Annotated in this window: 11 protein-coding genes; 3 read left to right on the top strand and 8 right to left on the bottom strand. The window is 36.1% G+C overall.

Annotation, left to right across the window (positions count from 1 at the left end):
- Nucleotides 1-78: 78 nt before the first annotated feature.
- Nucleotides 79-948: a UTP--glucose-1-phosphate uridylyltransferase GalU gene (galU, locus tag A3EM_RS0104200; protein WP_020526921.1), complete on the top strand. Its 870-nt coding sequence runs from the start codon at nt 79-81 to the stop codon at nt 946-948.
- An 84-nt stretch (nt 949-1032) separates the two neighbouring features.
- On the opposite strand, the gene A3EM_RS41495 is transcribed toward galU, so the two are convergent.
- Nucleotides 1033-1677 (bottom strand): porin family protein, encoded by a 645-nt coding sequence (locus A3EM_RS41495; protein WP_020526920.1) that lies wholly within the window; start codon nt 1675-1677, stop codon nt 1033-1035.
- Between the two features lie 386 nt (nt 1678-2063).
- Nucleotides 2064-3860 (bottom strand): translational GTPase TypA, encoded by a 1797-nt coding sequence (gene typA / locus A3EM_RS0104190; RefSeq protein WP_020526919.1) that lies wholly within the window; start codon nt 3858-3860, stop codon nt 2064-2066.
- Nucleotides 3861-4257: 397 nt separating this feature from the next.
- Between typA and A3EM_RS0104185 the strand changes: the two genes are divergently transcribed.
- Together A3EM_RS0104185 and A3EM_RS0104180 are read left to right on the top strand one after the other, a co-directional pair.
- Entirely contained in the window at nt 4258-5241 is a 984-nt protein-coding gene (locus A3EM_RS0104185) for a hypothetical protein (RefSeq protein ID WP_020526918.1), read from the top strand.
- A gap of 36 nt (nt 5242-5277) precedes the next feature.
- The gene (locus A3EM_RS0104180) at nt 5278-9366 is read left to right on the top strand and encodes a two-component regulator propeller domain-containing protein (protein ID WP_020526917.1); all 4089 of its coding nucleotides are present in this window, start codon (nt 5278-5280) and stop codon (nt 9364-9366) included.
- 10 nt (nt 9367-9376) lie between these two features.
- Here the strand turns inward: A3EM_RS0104180 and A3EM_RS0104175 are convergent, their stop codons facing one another.
- From A3EM_RS0104175 to A3EM_RS47445, 6 genes are all read right to left on the bottom strand, one after another.
- Nucleotides 9377-10528, bottom strand: coding sequence for an efflux RND transporter periplasmic adaptor subunit (locus A3EM_RS0104175; protein ID WP_020526916.1), 1152 nt, complete (start codon nt 10526-10528; stop codon nt 9377-9379).
- A gap of 76 nt (nt 10529-10604) precedes the next feature.
- The gene (locus A3EM_RS0104170) at nt 10605-14942 is read right to left on the bottom strand and encodes a CusA/CzcA family heavy metal efflux RND transporter (RefSeq protein WP_020526915.1); all 4338 of its coding nucleotides are present in this window, start codon (nt 14940-14942) and stop codon (nt 10605-10607) included.
- 196 nt (nt 14943-15138) lie between these two features.
- Nucleotides 15139-15540, bottom strand: coding sequence for a hypothetical protein (locus tag A3EM_RS0104165; protein ID WP_020526914.1), 402 nt, complete (start codon nt 15538-15540; stop codon nt 15139-15141).
- A 73-nt stretch (nt 15541-15613) separates the two neighbouring features.
- A complete protein-coding gene (locus A3EM_RS48120; protein WP_020526913.1) occupies nt 15614-16159 on the bottom strand; it encodes a glycosyltransferase in 546 nt (181 codons plus the stop codon).
- 87 nt (nt 16160-16246) lie between these two features.
- Entirely contained in the window at nt 16247-16753 is a 507-nt protein-coding gene (locus tag A3EM_RS48115) for a glycosyltransferase family protein (protein WP_020526912.1), read from the bottom strand.
- Nucleotides 16754-16838: 85 nt separating this feature from the next.
- The gene (locus tag A3EM_RS47445; RefSeq protein ID WP_281169803.1) at nt 16839-17627 is read right to left on the bottom strand and encodes an O-antigen ligase family protein; all 789 of its coding nucleotides are present in this window, start codon (nt 17625-17627) and stop codon (nt 16839-16841) included.
- Between the last annotated feature and the right edge of the window lie 292 nt (nt 17628-17919).

Raw genomic sequence — 17919 nt, 5'->3', positions numbered from 1 at the left:
TATTAAACCAAAAAGGTTTTGAGATTAAGGATTGTCATTAAAATAAAATATTTTTCATAAAAAACTTAACAACTAAAAATGGTAAAAAAAGCAGTAATACCAGCAGCAGGATACGGAACCAGATTTTTACCCGCTACTAAAGCTCAACCTAAGGAAATGCTTCCCATTATAGATACCCCTACTATTCAATATGTGGTGCAGGAAGCCGTAGATGCCGGGATTGAAGATATTTTAATTATTTCGGGAAAAGGGAAAAGAGCTATTGAAGATCACTTTGACCGCAATCCTGAACTGGAGGCAAGATTGGAGGAATCAGAAAAGGATAAACTATATAATGAAATGAGGCATATTGGTGATATGGCTAATATCCATTACATCCGACAAAAAGAAATTAATGGCCTTGGAGATGCAATTTATTATGCCAGACACCACACCGGGGATGAACCATTTGCGGTATTGCTTGGAGATACTATAATTGACTCGGTAATTCCTGTTACTCAACAACTTATAGATGCATATGATTTATATAAATCTACTATTTTAGCAGTGGAAACAGTTCCTGAAGATAAAGTTTCCCGATATGGAATTGTAGGTGGAGAAAAATTGAGCGATAATATCATGGAAGTCACTCAGTTTGTGGAAAAACCCCCAGTAGGTCAAGCCCCTTCCAACCTGGCTATTGCCGGCAGATATATTTTAACTCCGGAAATTTTCAGAGCTCTTGAGCAAACTCCAAGAGGAAAAAACAATGAAGTGCAACTAACTGATGCATTGATGTTGCTTTCCAAAAGGGAAAAAGTAATTGCTGATACCATTGAAGGAAAAAGGTATGATATCGGTAACAAACTTGATTTCTTAAAAACCACTGTTGAATTTGCCCTAAGAAGGAAAGAATTTGCCGAACCGTTCGCAGAATTTTTAAAAGAAACCGTAAAAGGATTGAAATAAAGATTAAGGAATTAAAATCTAAAGTATAAAAAAAGCCCTCAGAAGAAGAAATTTCTGAGGGCTTTTTTTATAACAAATATTCTTTTAGAAATAGTATCCTAAACTAAGGATTAACTGATTGGTTCTGGTATCGAAATTATAATCTTTACCTCCAACGGTTATTTTATCTCCCAAATCAGATAAATTTCCTTCATACTTTAAATCTAGGGCAACTTTTTTGGCAAGATCTACACCAAGGCCAGCCTGATAACCCCAGGTAGCGCCATTAAAGGATTGAGAAACATCTGCACCGATGTCTTCCAAACCATTATCTTCACTAAGAATGATGCTCCCGATCGGACCAGCATTTAACCTGAGTGGGCCAAGTTTAAAAGCCAGAAGGATTGGAAAATCAAGTCTGGCGAATGAAACATCAGCTTTTCTTATTTCTCCGGAGGCAACATCTTTTACCTGATATTCTCCACCAGTATTGGTTAATAATAATTCAGGCATAATGGCAAATGGTAAGATTGGGATATTAATTTGTGACATTAAACCCACATGGTATCCTACCTTAGAATCCCCTGTTTTCAATAAAAATTCATTTAATTCATCCTGACTGCTTATCAATAAATCATTGGCTTTTACTGAGGAAGAACTAAGTCCGGCTCTTAAACCAAATTTTAAAAGTTGGGCATTCGCAGTCTGAATGGTAACTAACACCAATAAAGCAAAAAATAGTTTTTTCATTATTTAGTTTTTTCGTGAAAATTAAAATAACTGTTTTTGTGAATTTTTAAATGGAAAGTAAATGTAGAAACATTTCCCCATCCACTGTGGAAGTCAATTATTCGAATTGTAGAACACAATCCTCAATTTCAAATAAAAGTGAATTCCAATTCAGATTTTAATCTGTAGCATTAACGGATAAACCAATTATTCGTTACAAATCACAAAATTAATACCTTAATTATTGTTAAGGTAAACAATAAATTCAGAAGTATTCCATACCGCTGAAAATGGAGAAATAAACTCAAAAAAAACGTTCATTTCAAAAACCTAATCACTCTAGAATGAATGACAGGTAATTAAAATGAACGTTTGTCCAATTATATCTTCAGTTGATTACTTAAGGACTAATATACCGCTCTTTTCCTTTCGGTTTCGGTTAAGTGTATTTTCCTAAGCCTCAAATGATTAGGTGTAACTTCTACATATTCATCCTTCTGAATATATTCCAAAGCTTCTTCCAATGAAAATTTAATAGCCGGAGCAAGCTTGGCTTTATCATCAGATCCGGCAGCCCTTACGTTGGAAAGCTTTTTGGACTTGGTCACATTTACTGAAAGATCATTAGCTCTGATATGTTCTCCAACAATCTGTCCTCCATAAACTTCTTCTCCTGGTTCAATAAAAAATTTACCCCTATCCTGAAGTTTATCAATAGCATAGGCAAAAGAAGATCCTGTTTCAAAAGCGATCATTACCCCGCTAAATCTCGATGGAATATCCCCTTTCCATGGTTCAAAGCTGGTGAACCGGTGAGCCATTATCGCCTCCCCTGCAGTCACATTTAAAATATAATTTCTCAATCCGATCAACCCTCTGGAAGGAATATTAAACTCCAGGTGGATCAAATCTCCTTTGGGTTCCATAATCACCAGCTCCCCTTTCCTTTGGGTTACCAGTTCAATTACTTTTCCGGAGGTTTCTTCAGGAGTATCTACGGTCAATAATTCAACAGGCTCATGCTTTTTACCATCAATTTCCTTAATAATTACCCTTGGCTGTCCAATTTGTAATTCATAACCTTCCCTTCTCATTGTTTCTATTAAAACTGATAAGTGAAGTACACCCCGACCATATACCAAATAAGAATCCGGAGAATCAGTTTCTTCAATTCTTAAGGCCAGATTTTTTTCAGTTTCCTTGAAAAGCCTGTCCCTTAAATTTCTGGAGGTCACATATTTACCGTCTTTTCCGAAAAACGGAGAGTTATTTACGGTAAAATACATGCTCATGGTGGGTTCATCAATAGCAATTGGAGGCAAAGCCTCAGGATGTTCCGGATCTGTAATGGTATCTCCAATATCAAACCCTTCCACTCCGGTAATGGCACAAAGATCACCACAACCTACTCGGTCTGCTTTTGCCTTGCCCAATCCATCAAAAACATAAACTTCTTTGATTTTGGATTTGGAAATTTCTCCCGCTCTATTAATTAATACAATGGGCTCATTTACTTTCAATTCCCCTCTGGCTACTCTTCCAATGGCAATCCTACCTACATAAGTTGAATAATCAATGGTAGTAATTTGTAATTGTAATGGACCTTCCACTTGTTTAGGAGCAGGAATATGTTCTACCACACAATCTAATAAATAAGAAACATTATCAGTTTGTTTTTCCCAATGTTCTGACATCCAGCCGTTTTTGGCTGAACCATAAATTGTAGGAAAATCCAGCTGGTCTTCTGTAGCATCCAGGTTGAACATCAAATCAAAAACCGACTCATGAACTTCGTCTGGCCTGCAGTTTTCTTTATCCACTTTATTGATGACCACAATTGGCTTTAAACCAATTTCTATTGCTTTTTGCAATACATACCTGGTTTGTGGCATAGGGCCTTCAAAAGCATCTACCAATAATAATACGCCATCAGCCATTTTCAACACCCTTTCCACTTCACCACCAAAATCTGCGTGACCGGGAGTATCGATAATGTTGATTTTTGTATCTTTATACATTACAGAAACATTCTTAGAAAGAATAGTAATTCCTCTTTCTCTTTCGAGATCATTATTGTCAAGAATTAAATCTCCAACATCCTGATTACTTCGAAAAATGCTACATTCATGCAATATCTTATCTACAAGTGTAGTTTTGCCATGGTCAACGTGGGCAATTATTGCAATATTTCTGATATTATCCATAAGAAATTTAAGGTCATATTTTAAGGGCGCAAAAGTAGATATTAATTATTAGAAAATAGTAAAAAAAGTTGATGTTAATTATAGATTTGCAAATTATTAAGTTTTGGTAAGCTGTAGATTTGATAAGTTTAGATTAAAAATAATTCCCGGTGAAAACCAATACCAAATGATCCTGGGAGGTCCCGGAAGACATCCCGAAGGTTTTCCTACTGGCTAACAAACTGGTTATCAAGGCTAAACTATTTTTTTAATCATATCTGTGGCACCGGACCCATTATTTAGTTAAAAAAAATTACTAAGTCCTTAGACTTTTTTAATTGGAAAAAATTTTACTTACAATCAGGAAGTAGTCACCAAATAATACCGTTTTTATTTTTGACCTACTTCTTCTCAAGCTATGTCGAAATTACAACTAAGCATAAATATCCTTATTATCTTATTCCTGCATTTTTTTAAGCTAAATGCTCAGCCAGTTCCTGCTGAAGACGAAAACATTTCATTTTTGGTCACATTTGGAGCAAATGCACCCAAGGCTTACGGTGACGATGACCATTGCCAGGTATTCTTTTTCAGCATTCCTGCTACACAGGTAGATCCGGTATATTTCCGAATTTTCGATCCGGATACTGGTGGGGAAAACGATGAATTATTTGACTATTTCGATACGCAGACACGGTTTTCGCTTTATGGGGGAAAAGGAGCTTATTCCAACGAAGCCGCTCAAAATATCGATCCGGTTTCAGGATTTAAAAGCGGCTATCTACTGGATACCAAAACCTTTGGCGTATCCGCCAAATATGACAACAACTGGTTTACCTTTGGACCATTTAATCCCAAAGAAGGTGAATTTATAGAGGAATTAGGTGGCTATGTTTTTAAATTAATCGCAGAGGGAATATCGGGTAATGACGGGAATTTGTACACCTATTATTTAAGTACTGAAGGCAATCTTAACAAAAGAGTGGAAGGGGGAAATGCTTTTACTTTTGAATATACATTCAGGCTTTACGACAATCCCAAGGAAGTCAGCCATTTATATCCTTATGTAGATGAAAGGGTTATATCCATTAAACAACATAATTTCGATCACGACAATGATGGCTTAATCAGGGTAATTTCTGTAGCTAAAAACGGAGTATTATTTAAATCTTCCAGGGAAGGACAATGGGCAACCAGTACCCACGAAATTTATAAGGAAGAACACAACACCTCTTTGGATATCCAATTCATCAAATCACAAAAACAAAAAAAGCTAAACAACAACATTGTTTTTTATATGACCAACCAATATGGTGAATCTCTGCCCTTTTATACTATTCCCATTGGTGGGGTTCCCAAATTCAAATACAAAATTACAGTAAAAAGAAAAGGCCGTAATTAATACCCGGGATAAAGACGAATATGCTTAAATTTGTAAATGCTCAATTTTTGGCTTAAACTAACTTTAATCGCTGTATATCTCATTCCTACCCTGCCCGCTTACCATTTACATGGTCAGGAACTAAAATCTATTGCCTTTGAGCAACTCAATTCCCAGAATGGACTGTCCAACAATATTGTTACCTGCATTTTTCAGGATAGTGAAGGTTTTATCTGGGTGGGCACCGAAAATGGCCTTAACAAATTCGATGGCTATAATTTTAAAGTATACAGGCACGACCCTACCAATCCTAATAGTATTAGCGATAATAAAATCAGGTGTATTTATGAAGATAAATCCGGCAGTTTATGGATAGGAACTTATGGAGGAGGAATTAATATTTTACCCAAGGGTTACGATGATTTTAAGCATATCTTCCACAATCCCGATGACCCTGAAAGCCTCAGTTTTGACGAAATCATCAGCTTTTTTGAAGATAGCGAAGGCGAATTCTGGATTGGCACTGATGGAGGAGGAATTAACAATTATAACTGGGAAACGGGTAAATTTAAAGTTTATAAACACCAGTCCGGAAACCTTAAAACCCTTAGCCACAATAATGTACTTTCTATAGGAGAAAATGATGATGGCAAAATTTGGGTGGGCACCTGGAGTGGGCTGAACCTTTTAGACAAAAACACAGGTGAAGTCGAACGATTTATCGCAAATAAAGATGATCGTCATACCCCTGAAAATAATAATTTTTGGGGCATAGAAAATATGGGAAATGGGGAAATTTGGCTTGGAACTTCCGAACATGGCGGAGAAATAATTACCAAAACCTCAGAAAATAATTACTTATTTAGGAAAATGCCTTTCTTACCCTCCGCTAACAACAATCAGAGGGCAACTTTTTTCCACTGTGAAAATGATAGTCTGTTGTGGATAGGTTCTTATTCAGGTCTGTTAGCGGTGAATCCCATTTCTAAAAAACTTGTTGAACATCATCAGCAGGCCAATCATAAGGACAGCTTACAAAGCAATCATATCAGTTGTTTTTTTAAAGCGAATGATGGAATTATCTGGTTGGGTTCAAACAGCGGATTGTTTAAAATTGATCCGAACAACAAACAATTTAACTATCTTTTACAAAAGCATAATCCACTTGAAAAAATCATTCATTCTCTTCATCGGGATGAAACCGGAAATATTTGGGCCGGCAACCCTGGAGGCATGATAAAGCTCCATGAAAGCAATTTGAAAAGTTCAGGAGATTTTGGAGCGTTTTTTACCCTCAACTCCCCTATCCAGGAGATCGCTGAAATAAACCAGCAAAAATTTGCCCTAGCCTCCAACACTGGAATGATATTATATGACACCAAAAACAATTCTATCATTTCCACTACAAAATCCCCTGAACAGTTAAGACATCACTGGGATTTAAGATCTGTTTTAGTAGATCAAAATAATGAAATTTGGGCAGGAAGTGTTTTGGGGTTAAATCATTATGACAGCCAGGGAAAGCTTTTAAAAAGGTATGAGAACGATCCTGAAAACCCGGAAAGCCTGGTTTACAGCCATCATACCAGTGTATTGTTTAAAGACAGCCAAGGTACTTTCTGGGTAGGGACCTATGGAGGGGGCATAAGTAAGTTCGATCCAGATAAGGGTAAATTTTCCCTATTTAGTTATAAGGTAAATGATCCTTCAAGCATCAGTAATAACTTTGTCGAAACCATTTTTGAAGATAGTAAAGGAAACCTTTGGATTGGGACACATGCCGGATTAAACAAATGGAATGAGCAGGATAGCTCTTTTCAAAGATACTCTATCTCCGATGGATTTAGCAATGACAGGATTCATGGTATTTTGGAGGATGATCATGGAAATCTTTGGCTAAGCACTGAGGGTGGTATCATCAAATTTAATTACCGAAATAACCTTGTAAGAAATTATGATGAGGAAGACGGATTGTTAACCACCAGTTTTTTACCCAAGTCAAGTTTAAAACTTCCTAATGGGGAAATGTTGTTTGGATGCGGTCAGGGAATATTACATTTCCATCCGGATAGTATTCAGGACAATCCCTCTGTTCCAAAAATAGCCTTTACAGGATTTAATATTTTCAATGAGCCCGTTCCCATAACTGAAGAAGGGCCATTATCAAAACCGCTAAATCAAGTAAAGTCGATTACCCTCAATCACAATCAATCCACTTTTTCATTTGAATATGTAGCCCTGAATTATTCGAATAGTAAACGAAATCAGTATACCTATAAACTAGAAAATTTTGATAAAAACTGGAGTAAAAAAGATACAGAGAAAAAAGCAAAATATACCAACATTCCTCCGGGCGAGTATAAATTCAGGGTAAAAGCCAGCAATAATGATGGGATTTGGAATGAAGAAGGAATTGAAATAAAAATTGTAGTACTACCGCCCTTCTGGAAAACCAAATGGGCTTATTTTATCTATACACTTTTGCTGGTATTGCTTCTATTTATATCCTACAAGCTTACTGTGAGAAGGGAGAGAATAAAAGGGGAATTGCAAATGGAGCGGTTAAAGCACTCACAATCAGAAGAACTTCATCAGCTAAAATTGCGTTTTTTTACCAATATTTCCCACGAAATCAGGACTCCACTTACCCTCATACTTGGTCCATTGGAAAATATGCTTTCCAGCAAAAACCCACTGGACGAGGGAGCCATTAAGTTAATCTACAAAAATGCCCAGAAACTAAAAAATCTGGTGAATCAACTAATGGATTTCAGAAAACTGGAAGCGGGAAAACTCAAACTTTCTATTCAGAAAGGAGATTTGGTCATGTTTATAAAAAATATCCATGAGTCATTCCAATGGATGGCCCTGGATAAAAATATAGATTTTGATTTCCTTGCCAATCAACCAAAAATTTGGGGATATTTTGATGGGGACAAACTCGATAAAGTGCTCACCAATTTAATTTCCAATGCATTTAAATTTACTGCAAATGGTGGAAAAATTTCTCTTCAAATTTTAATTTCGGAAAGCCATCCGGATCAGGTAAAAATAATTGTATCAGATAACGGAGAAGGCATTTCCGAAGAAAAGCTGAATTTAATATTCAAGCGATTTTATCAGGAAGATAATGGGGCATCAAGGTATCAGCCCGGAACTGGAATTGGACTTTCACTTTCCAAAGAACTGGTGAAATTACACAAAGGTAAACTTGAGGTTTCCAGCAAAAAGAATGAAGGAACTACATTTTCCATCCTGATTCCAATAGGGAAATCCAGTTATTTGAGTGAAACCATTTTAGGAAGAGAACAACCTGAATCCAAAAAAACTTTACCCCAGAATATGGGGAAGAAAACCCAAAAATCCCTCCAGCAACATAAAGTAAACGGAAAGCATCCTCAACTACTTATTGCTGAAGATAATGAAGACATTTTCCAATATATTTCGGAAGAGTTTAAATCTGCCTATGAAATAAGCTGGGCCAAAAATGGAAGGGAAGGTTTGGAGTTGGCCCAGGAGAAAATTCCTGATTTAATCATTAGTGATATCATGATGCCGGAAATGGATGGGATTGAATTCTGCAGTCAGGTAAAAACTGATAAAAGGACCTGTCATATCCCACTTATTTTGCTCACAGCAAGATCATCTCAGCAACACAAACTTGAAGGACTGGAAAACGGAGCCGATGATTATGTAGTCAAGCCTTTTAATATTCAGGAATTAAAGGCCAGAGTGAAAAATCAGATTACCTCAAGGCAGGCTCTTCAACAAAAATTTAATCAAAATCATGCCTTTGCACAAAAGCAACCAGGACTTAACCCAATAGACCAGAAATTACTTGATGACCTGATTAAAATTGTGAATAAAAATCTGACCAATGCTCAATTTGGAGTAGAAGTGCTTTGTAAGGAAGTAGGCATTAGCCGACCTCAGCTTTATAGAAAACTTCAGGCACTGACCGGGCAATCGGTAAATGAATTTATCAGAAATATAAGACTGAAAAAAGCAGCAGAGTTATTACAGCAGGGTCAAAGAGTTTCCGATACCGCATATGATGTAGGCTTTAATGATCTCCAATATTTCAGCCGTTGTTTCAGGAAAAAATATGGCATGCCCCCCAAGCAGTTTTCACTTCAGGGGCAGTAATAAAATCATTCTAATGGTCATGTCCTCCGGAAATCCCATGCATCTGAGCTTTAATGTAATTTGCTCCTTCCGTTACTATTTCCATTCCCTTTATCATTTGAAATGAACCGGATGAAATCTCCACAAAACCGCCATTTACCAGTCCAATTTCTACCGGCATTTTCTCAAATTCCGAATCCCCGGTTTTGGCAAAAACAAAATATTGTCCTTCATCATTTATCAGCGCATTTTCAGGCACCACTGGCAATTTTTGCGCATTTACTTTAATAGTGGCACTTACATACATTCCAGGTTTAAACAAATCCAATTCTTCTTCAATATGACCATGAATATTAATCGCATTATTATGCTGATCCACTGTTTCTCCAATTAGGAAAACTTCTCCGGCAAACTTCCTTTCCGGCAAACCCTGTACTTCAAATTTAATTTCCTGCCCCAGGGCAATTTTCACCGCATCTCTGGGAAAAACCTGAAGTTCCAGATGAATGTGCTCTTTATTTATCATATCCAGAATTCTTTCCTCAATGGTAACATGCTGCCCGGTTTGCACAAAAACGTTAGAAATAGAGCCGGAAAAAGGTGCATAAATATTTACCTGATTGGTAATTTTTTCCGGAGTTAAATTTTTGAAGTCTAAGCCGGCCATTTTCATCTGAGCTTCAAGTGATGCTTTTTTGGCTTTAAGTAAACCATATTCTGATTCAGTTTTTTCGAATTGCTTTTTGGCTGTGGCATTCCCTTCCGACAAGGTTTTCTGTCTGCTAAACTCCTTTTCAGCAAACTTAAACTGATATAAAACCTCAAGGTAGGCCTCCTGAAGTTTGATATAATCTGGATGTTCCAAAACTACCAGCAGTTCTCCCTTTTTCACCTTGGTTCCTATTAAAACTCTGATTTCTTTTATAAAACCCTGGATTTGAGGATGAATAGTGGCTTTGTTCTGTGGTGGAAGATCAATTATACCAATACAATTAATTTCATCTGAAATTTCCTGTTCCTGTATTTTGGCAGTTTTTATTTCGGCCATTTCCAATTGCTCTGATGTAAAAATTACATTTTTGGTATTTTCATCATGATCATGGTCATTTTCATGATGGTCAGGAGCTTCTTTTGCACAGCCAATAAACACTAGAGCCAAAATTAAAGTGAGTAAATTTTTCATAATTAATATTTTTAAAGAGGCATTGATTCCTCAGATTTTTGAGCTTTTTTAAATTTCCAGATTCACATATCCCGACCTACTCTATGAGATAATTGACTTGGATAATGGTTTTGTTATATTCTTTGAGTGTATCCCAATAGTCCAGACGAATCTCCACAGCTTTGGATAAATTTTGAATATGCTCATAATATCCAATTTCCCCAAGCTGGTATAATTCCCCGGATTTTCCCGTAATTATTTCGGCTTGTTTTAAAGCAGTATTTTCAAAATAATCCAGTTTGTTGCTGTATTTCCTGTATTCCTGCAGCCTGATTTCCAATTCTTTATTCAACTGAAACTGACTATACACATATAAGTTAGCAGCTCTGTCAATTTCTATTTTTTTAGCCTGAATATTTCCTTTTTGAGGAACAAACCAAAGAGGGAATGCTAATTTCACCTGCCAGCCATCATAATTATTTACCCCTAATAAAGACTGATTGAAATAGCCCAGACTCAATTTTGGGGTAATTCTGGATTTTTCAATGCTTAATTCCTTTTGAGCCAGTATATATTTTTCCTCCATCAACTTTACTAAAGGACTACTCGCCTCAAGAGAATCCTGAAAATTTTGGAGGGGTAACATGGACGCTTTTGTAGTATTGGAAGTATCGGGTATAAAATTCCCCTCTGTGAATATCAATTGTTGGAATTTGCCTTCCTGTACTTCAATGTCTGCATTGATAGTATTGAGCTTTACTTTTGTTTCCTCTCTCCAGGTTTCCGCTACAATTTTGGATAGCAAATTCGAATCTCCTGTTTCATACCGAAGATCTGCCACTTCTACCATCTCATCGAAATACTGAAGGTATTGATTTATTATCCCCTTTTTATTCAATAATCCAACCCACTCATAATAAGTCAGGGTAATATTTTTCACCAAATCCCTCCTAATATTTTCTCGTTCCACTTCATAAACTCTCACTTCCTGTTTATTAAATTTCACCTTAGCTGAATGTTCCAGGGGCATTCCAAAGTTTTGTTTTATAAAAAACTGATAATCAATTATGGCATCATTTATCTGGCCTTTAGTATATTCAAGCTCAGTATCTCCAAAATTCAAAGCAGATTTCCTATAATAAGAAGTGCCTTTAATTTTCAATTCTGCATCCTTCATTTTCGGATTATTGACTACTGCCATGCCAATAGCCTCTTGCAGAGAAATTGTTTTTAATTCCTGCGCTTTAGCAGGAGAATAAGCTATAAACCCACCGGTTAAAATCAGCAAAATAACAGCTGTTTTTACTGAAGATTTTTTAAGGAATTTGCTAAAACTACCGGATTCCACAAAACTGTAAATCACTGGTAGAACCAATAAGGTAAGAATGGTGGCAGATACTAATCCACCTATTACCACAGTAGCCAGCGGTCTCTGTACTTCACCACCAACAGAGGTTGAAAGCGCCATCGGTAAAAAACCAAGAGAAGCGACCAGTGAAGTCATTACTACCGGCCTTATTCGCAGAGCAGTTCCTTTTAAAATTCGTTCCTTTAAATCAAAAACACCCTCCTTTTTCAGTTGATTAAAACAAGAAATAAGCACAAGGCCGTCCAGTACAGCTACACCGAACAAGGCAACAAAGCCAATACCTGCAGATATACTAAAAGGCATATTTCTTAGCCAAAGGGCAATGATTCCACCAATAGCAGAAAAGGGAATCGCAGAAAAAATAATTAGCGCCTGAGAAAGGGAATTAAACGTGAAATACAATAAGATAAAGATTAACCCTAAAGCTACAGGAACTGCGATTTCAAGCCTTTCTATAGCTGTTTTTAAATTTTCAAACTGTCCACCATAGGTTATAAAGTATCCTGGAGGAAGATTTAAGTTCCCATCCAGTTTCAGTTTAATTTCTTCTACCAGACTTTGAATATCCCTTCCTCTCACATTGATACCAATAGAAATCTGCCGTTGTGTATTATCCCTTGAAATTTGCATTGGTCCTTCTTCCCTTCGAATATTAGCCACCTCCATTAGAGGTACCTGCATCCCACTTGCTGTTCTGATAAAAAGTTTTTCGTAGATCCTGGAATCATTCCGGTAATTTTCATTTAACCTGACTACCAAATCAAATTTTCTTTCTCCTTCATAAATAATTCCTGCTTTTCCACCGGCCATAGCCGCATTTATAGTTTCATTTAAGTCTTTAATATTCAATCCATACCTGGCCATTTTATCTCTTCTGTAATCGATAAAAATTTGTGGAAGTCCTTCAATCTGTTCTACTTTTACATCAGCCGCTCCTGGAATATTTTGTATTAGATCCTTTACTTTATTGCCATATTGAAAAAGTAAATCAATATCTTCTCCATATATTTTAAGGGCAATATCAGATTTTACACCCGTCATCAGTTCATTGAATCTCAACTGGATTGGCTGGGTAAACTCAAAAGATCCACCAGTAATAACTTCCAGTTTTTCCTTCATTTGTCCTGCCAATTCTTCTGTAGTAGCCGCACTTGTCCAGTTGTCCTTATCTTTCAGGATAATCATAATATCTGCACTTTCAATAGCCATGGGGTCCGTAGGAACTTCAGCAGTTCCAATTTTGGATACCACATTTTTCACCTCAGGAAAGTTGGCTAATAAAACCTGCTCGGCCTTGGTGGAAATTTTAATGCTTTCATTCAGAGAACTTCCCGGGGGAATATTCATTTGCATGGCCAGGTCCCCTTCTTCAAGGGTAGGAATAAATACGGCTCCCAATCGGGTAAAAACAAAAAGGCTAATTGCAAGCAGAAGCATTGCAGTAAGTAAGACAGTTTTTTTATATGCTAAAGCATTTCGGATAAATGGCTTATACAATCGATGAATAAAATTATTAATCTTATCGGCCAGGGTAATTTTCTTCGAGATTTCCTTTTCCATAAATACAGAAGCCATCATGGGCACGTAGGTGAGGCATAGTATCAGGGCTCCGATTAAAGCAAAAGAAACGGTGAAAGCCATGGGCCTGAAAGTCTTTCCTTCAATTCCCACCAGACTCATAATAGGAAAGAATACAATTAAAATAATTAACATTCCGAATACCGCAGAGCGCATGATATTACTGGCCGAAAGGTAAACAGTGTTATCCAAATCTTTCTGTGAAACAGATTTGTTTTTAAAGTTTAAATGAAGGTGATGGATGATACTTTCCACCACAATTACCGCCCCGTCAACAATAATTCCAAAATCAATTGCCCCCAGACTCATCAAATTTGCAGAAACACCAAAAATATTCATTAAAGAAAAGGCAAACAGCATGGAAAGGGGAATTACAGAGGCTACAATTAATCCTCCTCTAAAGCTACCGAGCAGTAAAACCAAAATAAAAATAACAATAAGCCCTCCTTCGATAAGATTTTTCTGTACGGTTTTAATAACCTTGCTTACCAACTCTGCCCTGTCCAGATAAGGATTTAATTCAATTCCTTCCGGTAATGATTTGGTAATTTGAGCAATTCTTTCTTTTACATTTTGAATGGCTTCAGAAGCATTTTCCCCTTTTAGCATCAGGGTAATCCCTCCTACTACCTCACCCTTTCCATCTTTGGTCATGGCTCCAAACCTGGGGGAATGCCCAATTTCTACCTGAGCAATGTCTTTTATCAGTAATGGCAGACCCTCAAGCTGTTTTACCACCACATTTTCAATATCACGGATGCTTTTCAATAATCCTTCAGCCCTGATATAAAAAGCATAGGGCCCTGTTTGGATATAACTACCTCCTGTATTTTCATTATTTAAGGACAATGCCTCCTGAATTTCATTGATAGTTACATCGTAGGAACGTATTTTAATGGGATCAATAGATACCTGATATTGCTTTAAATACCCACCAAAACTGCTAATTTCTACAATTCCAGCTGTCCCCGACAATTGTCTTTTTACAATCCAATCCTGAATTGTCCTTAAATCAGTGGCATTATATTTTGATTCATAACCGGGCTTAATATCTACAGTATATTGGAAAATTTCGCCCAATCCTGTGGTAATCGGCATGAGTTCAGGGCTTCCCAAATTTTCAGGGATTTCCCCTTTTGCAATATTCAGGTTTTCTCCCACCAGTTGTCGGGCTTCCAGGACTGGAATATTATCTTTAAATACAATGGTCACAACAGAGAGCCCAAATCGGGAAATGGATCTGATTTCTATCACTCCCGGCACATTTGCCATAGATATTTCTATGGGATAGGTGATAAATTTTTCAACTTCCTGAGGGGCCAGAGATGGAGAAATGGTCACTACCTGAACCTGATTGTTGGTAATATCAGGAACAGCATCAATTGGAAGCTGACGTAAGGAATATATTCCTACCCCTATCCAAAGAAAAGTAAAAAGACCAACGACAAGTTTATTGTTTATGGAAAACCTGATGATTTTATTGATCATTTATTGGTTTGATTTTGTATTTCAAAATAAGAATTTCAGAAAGGTCCTTCTTTTGAACAAATTCATTTCCCCTAAAATGAAATTATAAGGTTACAACAAAACATTAACTTTCAGATTGGTTTATCCAAAAGAAACATCTTATAATACCCTTGAAATCAAGGTATTACTATAATTAAATAATGATCAAAAGAAGTGGTTATAAGAACAAATAGGGAGGAGCTCTGAGGCCGGGAGAATTTAAAAATATATGATTCTTAAAAGGAATGATTGAATCCCAAAAATCAAGATTATTGGCCTGAATAGCCGAAAAGACGAAGAAATCCTGCTCAATGAAATTAGGACAAAGAATAGGCTGAGAATAATCCTTTAGGTTAGATTTTGCCACTTCGTCCTTTACAAGCTCCTGAAGATGATCTCCCCCAAGATTTATGGAGAAAACATGTTCAAGCATTCCCAGAAGTCCCTTATCTCCACTATGGCAGGGTTCTAGAATCGATGTTTCCTTGATATTATTATGGACATGAGGAACCATCATGTGCCCCAGAAGGAACAAAATTGCTATAAAATGAAATCCATATGAAATTTTCCTAAATATCATTTTTAAGACTATCCTGACACAAATTAAAAACAATTTTTTCGGAAAAAGAATTTAGTTAGTAAACTATTATTCTTTATTTATTCTTCCAGGCCTCAATTACAAACTTTTCAAAACTTTCACGAAATACTTTATTGTCAAATTTCAGGGCATGCGCTCTTATATCCTCAGGCTTAAATTTATTACTCCCCTGATCAAATTTTAGAACCGTATTTTTTAGGGATTCTACAGATTGTTCTTCAAAAAATAATCCTGTTTCATTATCCACCACCGTTTCCAAAGCCCCCCCTTTTCTATAGGCGATTACTGGAGTTCCACAAGCCTGGGCCTCCACAGGCATTATACCAAAATCTTCATCTGCCGCAAATACAAAAGCCCTGGCTTTTTTAATTTTTTCCTTTAGTACCTCAAATTTTTGAAATCCCATCAACTCAATATTGCTTCCAGCTTTAGCTTTAATTTTCTCAAAATCAGGCCCATTACCTATCACCACAAGTTTTTTTTCTGGTAATTCATTAAATGCTTCTACAATTAGATCAATCTTTTTGTAAGGCACCATTCTGGAAGCAGTAATAAAATAATCTTCCTTTTCGGCACAAAACTCGAATCCACTTGTATCCACAGGAGGATGAATAACCGTAGCCTCCCTATTATATACCTTTTTAATTCTTTTGGCAATATAGGCAGAATTAGATATAAAATGGTCAATTCAGTTCACGGTTGACAAATCCCACATTCGGATGTAATGCAAAATTTTCTTGGCAATAAAACCTTTCAGACCTTTATTGAGCCCGGACTCCCGGAGGTATTGGTGGTACAAATCCCAGGCATACCGGATTGGGGAATGGCAATAGCAAAGATGCAATTGATTAAGATTGGTTATAACGCCTTTTGTAACAGCATGACTATTGGAAATTACGATGTCATATTCAGAAACATCGAGTTGTTCTATAGCAAAAGGCATTAAAGGCAGGTAATTTCTGTATTTTGTTTTTGCAAAAGGAAGCCTTTGGATGAAAGTGGTTTTAACAGGTTTATTTTTAATATACCATTTCAGATCATCCGGCAGAAACTCCACCACCCCAAAAAGATCCGCATCGGGAAAAACGTTCAACATCTGTTCCAGCACCTTCTCAGAACCAGAATGATCCACAAACCATTCATGAACAATGGCGATTTTCGGGTTTGTTAATTTAGAAATTTGATTTCCCTCCAAGGTAAAAATATTAAAATATAGCCTTACAGCTAATTACAAAAAAAGCAATACAGATTAAGATTGCCAATATTGGTTTCAAACGTAGCTAATTTTGTTGGTTTAGGGAAAAGATTGAAAAGAAAAAAGCGAAAAATACTACTCCTTTCTGAACATCTAAAATGCTTTCTGTTGCTCCTGAAAGGATAATTAAAAGCATAAACCCAAAAAACAGTAGATTTTTTCGTTTTAATGAAAAAACTAATCCCCAACCAAGAATTAATAAAAGCAATAAAAGTCCTGTTAAACCTGTATTTAACCAAATAGTTAAATACATATTATGAGGATTATAGCTGTGTTCAAGAAAAAAATGATTTTCTCCTAATGTTTCCTTATAACATTTATCTATCAAAGATTGTGTATCTCCAGTACCTGCTCCAACTAACCAATGATAGTTGTTCTTCAAGACTTTTTTTGAGCAGTTCCATTTCAAAACCCTCAAATTCAAACTGTTGACAAGGCGACTATCATATTCTTCCCAAGAAAGTTCATTGCCGGACAACACCGTTTTTACAGCCTTAGATATGTAAGGATTAATAGCACCTAAATAAATAGTGATGGAAATTAAAATTGCTGTATATCCAACCAATACTTTGGAGGAATTATTAATCCAAAAAAAGTATCCGATTAAGCATAAAATAATTATACCTAAGGAAATTATTGCCATTTTGGCCAGGATAATAAAGATAAAGACTACATTAAATAATCCAGTTAATAAAATTATCGCCTTAAAAACTGTCCTGTAATTTCTATTTAGAATAAATGAAATGGAAATTAAAAAATTGAAAATACAATAAATCCCAAAATAGGGTCTGTGAATAATTAAGTTTTCCTGCATTTCCACATTGTTCCAAGCCACTTGAAAACCATCCTTAAATGTAATCAATGCCAAAATTGTAGTAGTAAGCAAAAATAAAAGCAACAATCTGTCTAGTATTTTTTTATTATATGGAAGTAATAATCCTGGAATAATGGCAAAAGCCAGAATGGAAGCTTTTTTTTCCAGATCAAAATTAACAGGACGGAAGATTTCGGAGGTGAAATAAGGTATTAAATGAACCAAATATAATCCAATCAAAAGGTAAAATAAATAAGGGATCTTTTTAACCTTCAGTTTGAAATAAAAAAAT

Source organism: Flexithrix dorotheae DSM 6795 (genome assembly GCF_000379765.1).
Classification (GTDB): Bacteria; Bacteroidota; Bacteroidia; order Cytophagales; family Flammeovirgaceae; genus Flexithrix; species Flexithrix dorotheae.
Note: the sequence above shows the minus strand (reverse complement) of the source record. Positions and strands in the feature narration are given on the sequence as shown.

Coding starts and splice junctions, on each gene's coding strand:
- galU (WP_020526921.1), top strand. CDS start 79: ATGGTAAAAAAAGCAGTAATACCAGCAGCAGGATACGGAACCAGATTT.
- A3EM_RS41495 (WP_020526920.1), bottom strand. CDS start 1,677: ATGAAAAAACTATTTTTTGCTTTATTGGTGTTAGTTACCATTCAGACT.
- typA (WP_020526919.1), bottom strand. CDS start 3,860: ATGGATAATATCAGAAATATTGCAATAATTGCCCACGTTGACCATGGC.
- A3EM_RS0104185 (WP_020526918.1), top strand. CDS start 4,258: ATGTCGAAATTACAACTAAGCATAAATATCCTTATTATCTTATTCCTG.
- A3EM_RS0104180 (WP_020526917.1), top strand. CDS start 5,278: ATGCTCAATTTTTGGCTTAAACTAACTTTAATCGCTGTATATCTCATT.
- A3EM_RS0104175 (WP_020526916.1), bottom strand. CDS start 10,528: ATGAAAAATTTACTCACTTTAATTTTGGCTCTAGTGTTTATTGGCTGT.
- A3EM_RS0104170 (WP_020526915.1), bottom strand. CDS start 14,942: ATGATCAATAAAATCATCAGGTTTTCCATAAACAATAAACTTGTCGTT.
- A3EM_RS0104165 (WP_020526914.1), bottom strand. CDS start 15,540: ATGATATTTAGGAAAATTTCATATGGATTTCATTTTATAGCAATTTTG.
- A3EM_RS47445 (WP_281169803.1), bottom strand. CDS start 17,627: ATGCAGGAAAACTTAATTATTCACAGACCCTATTTTGGGATTTATTGT.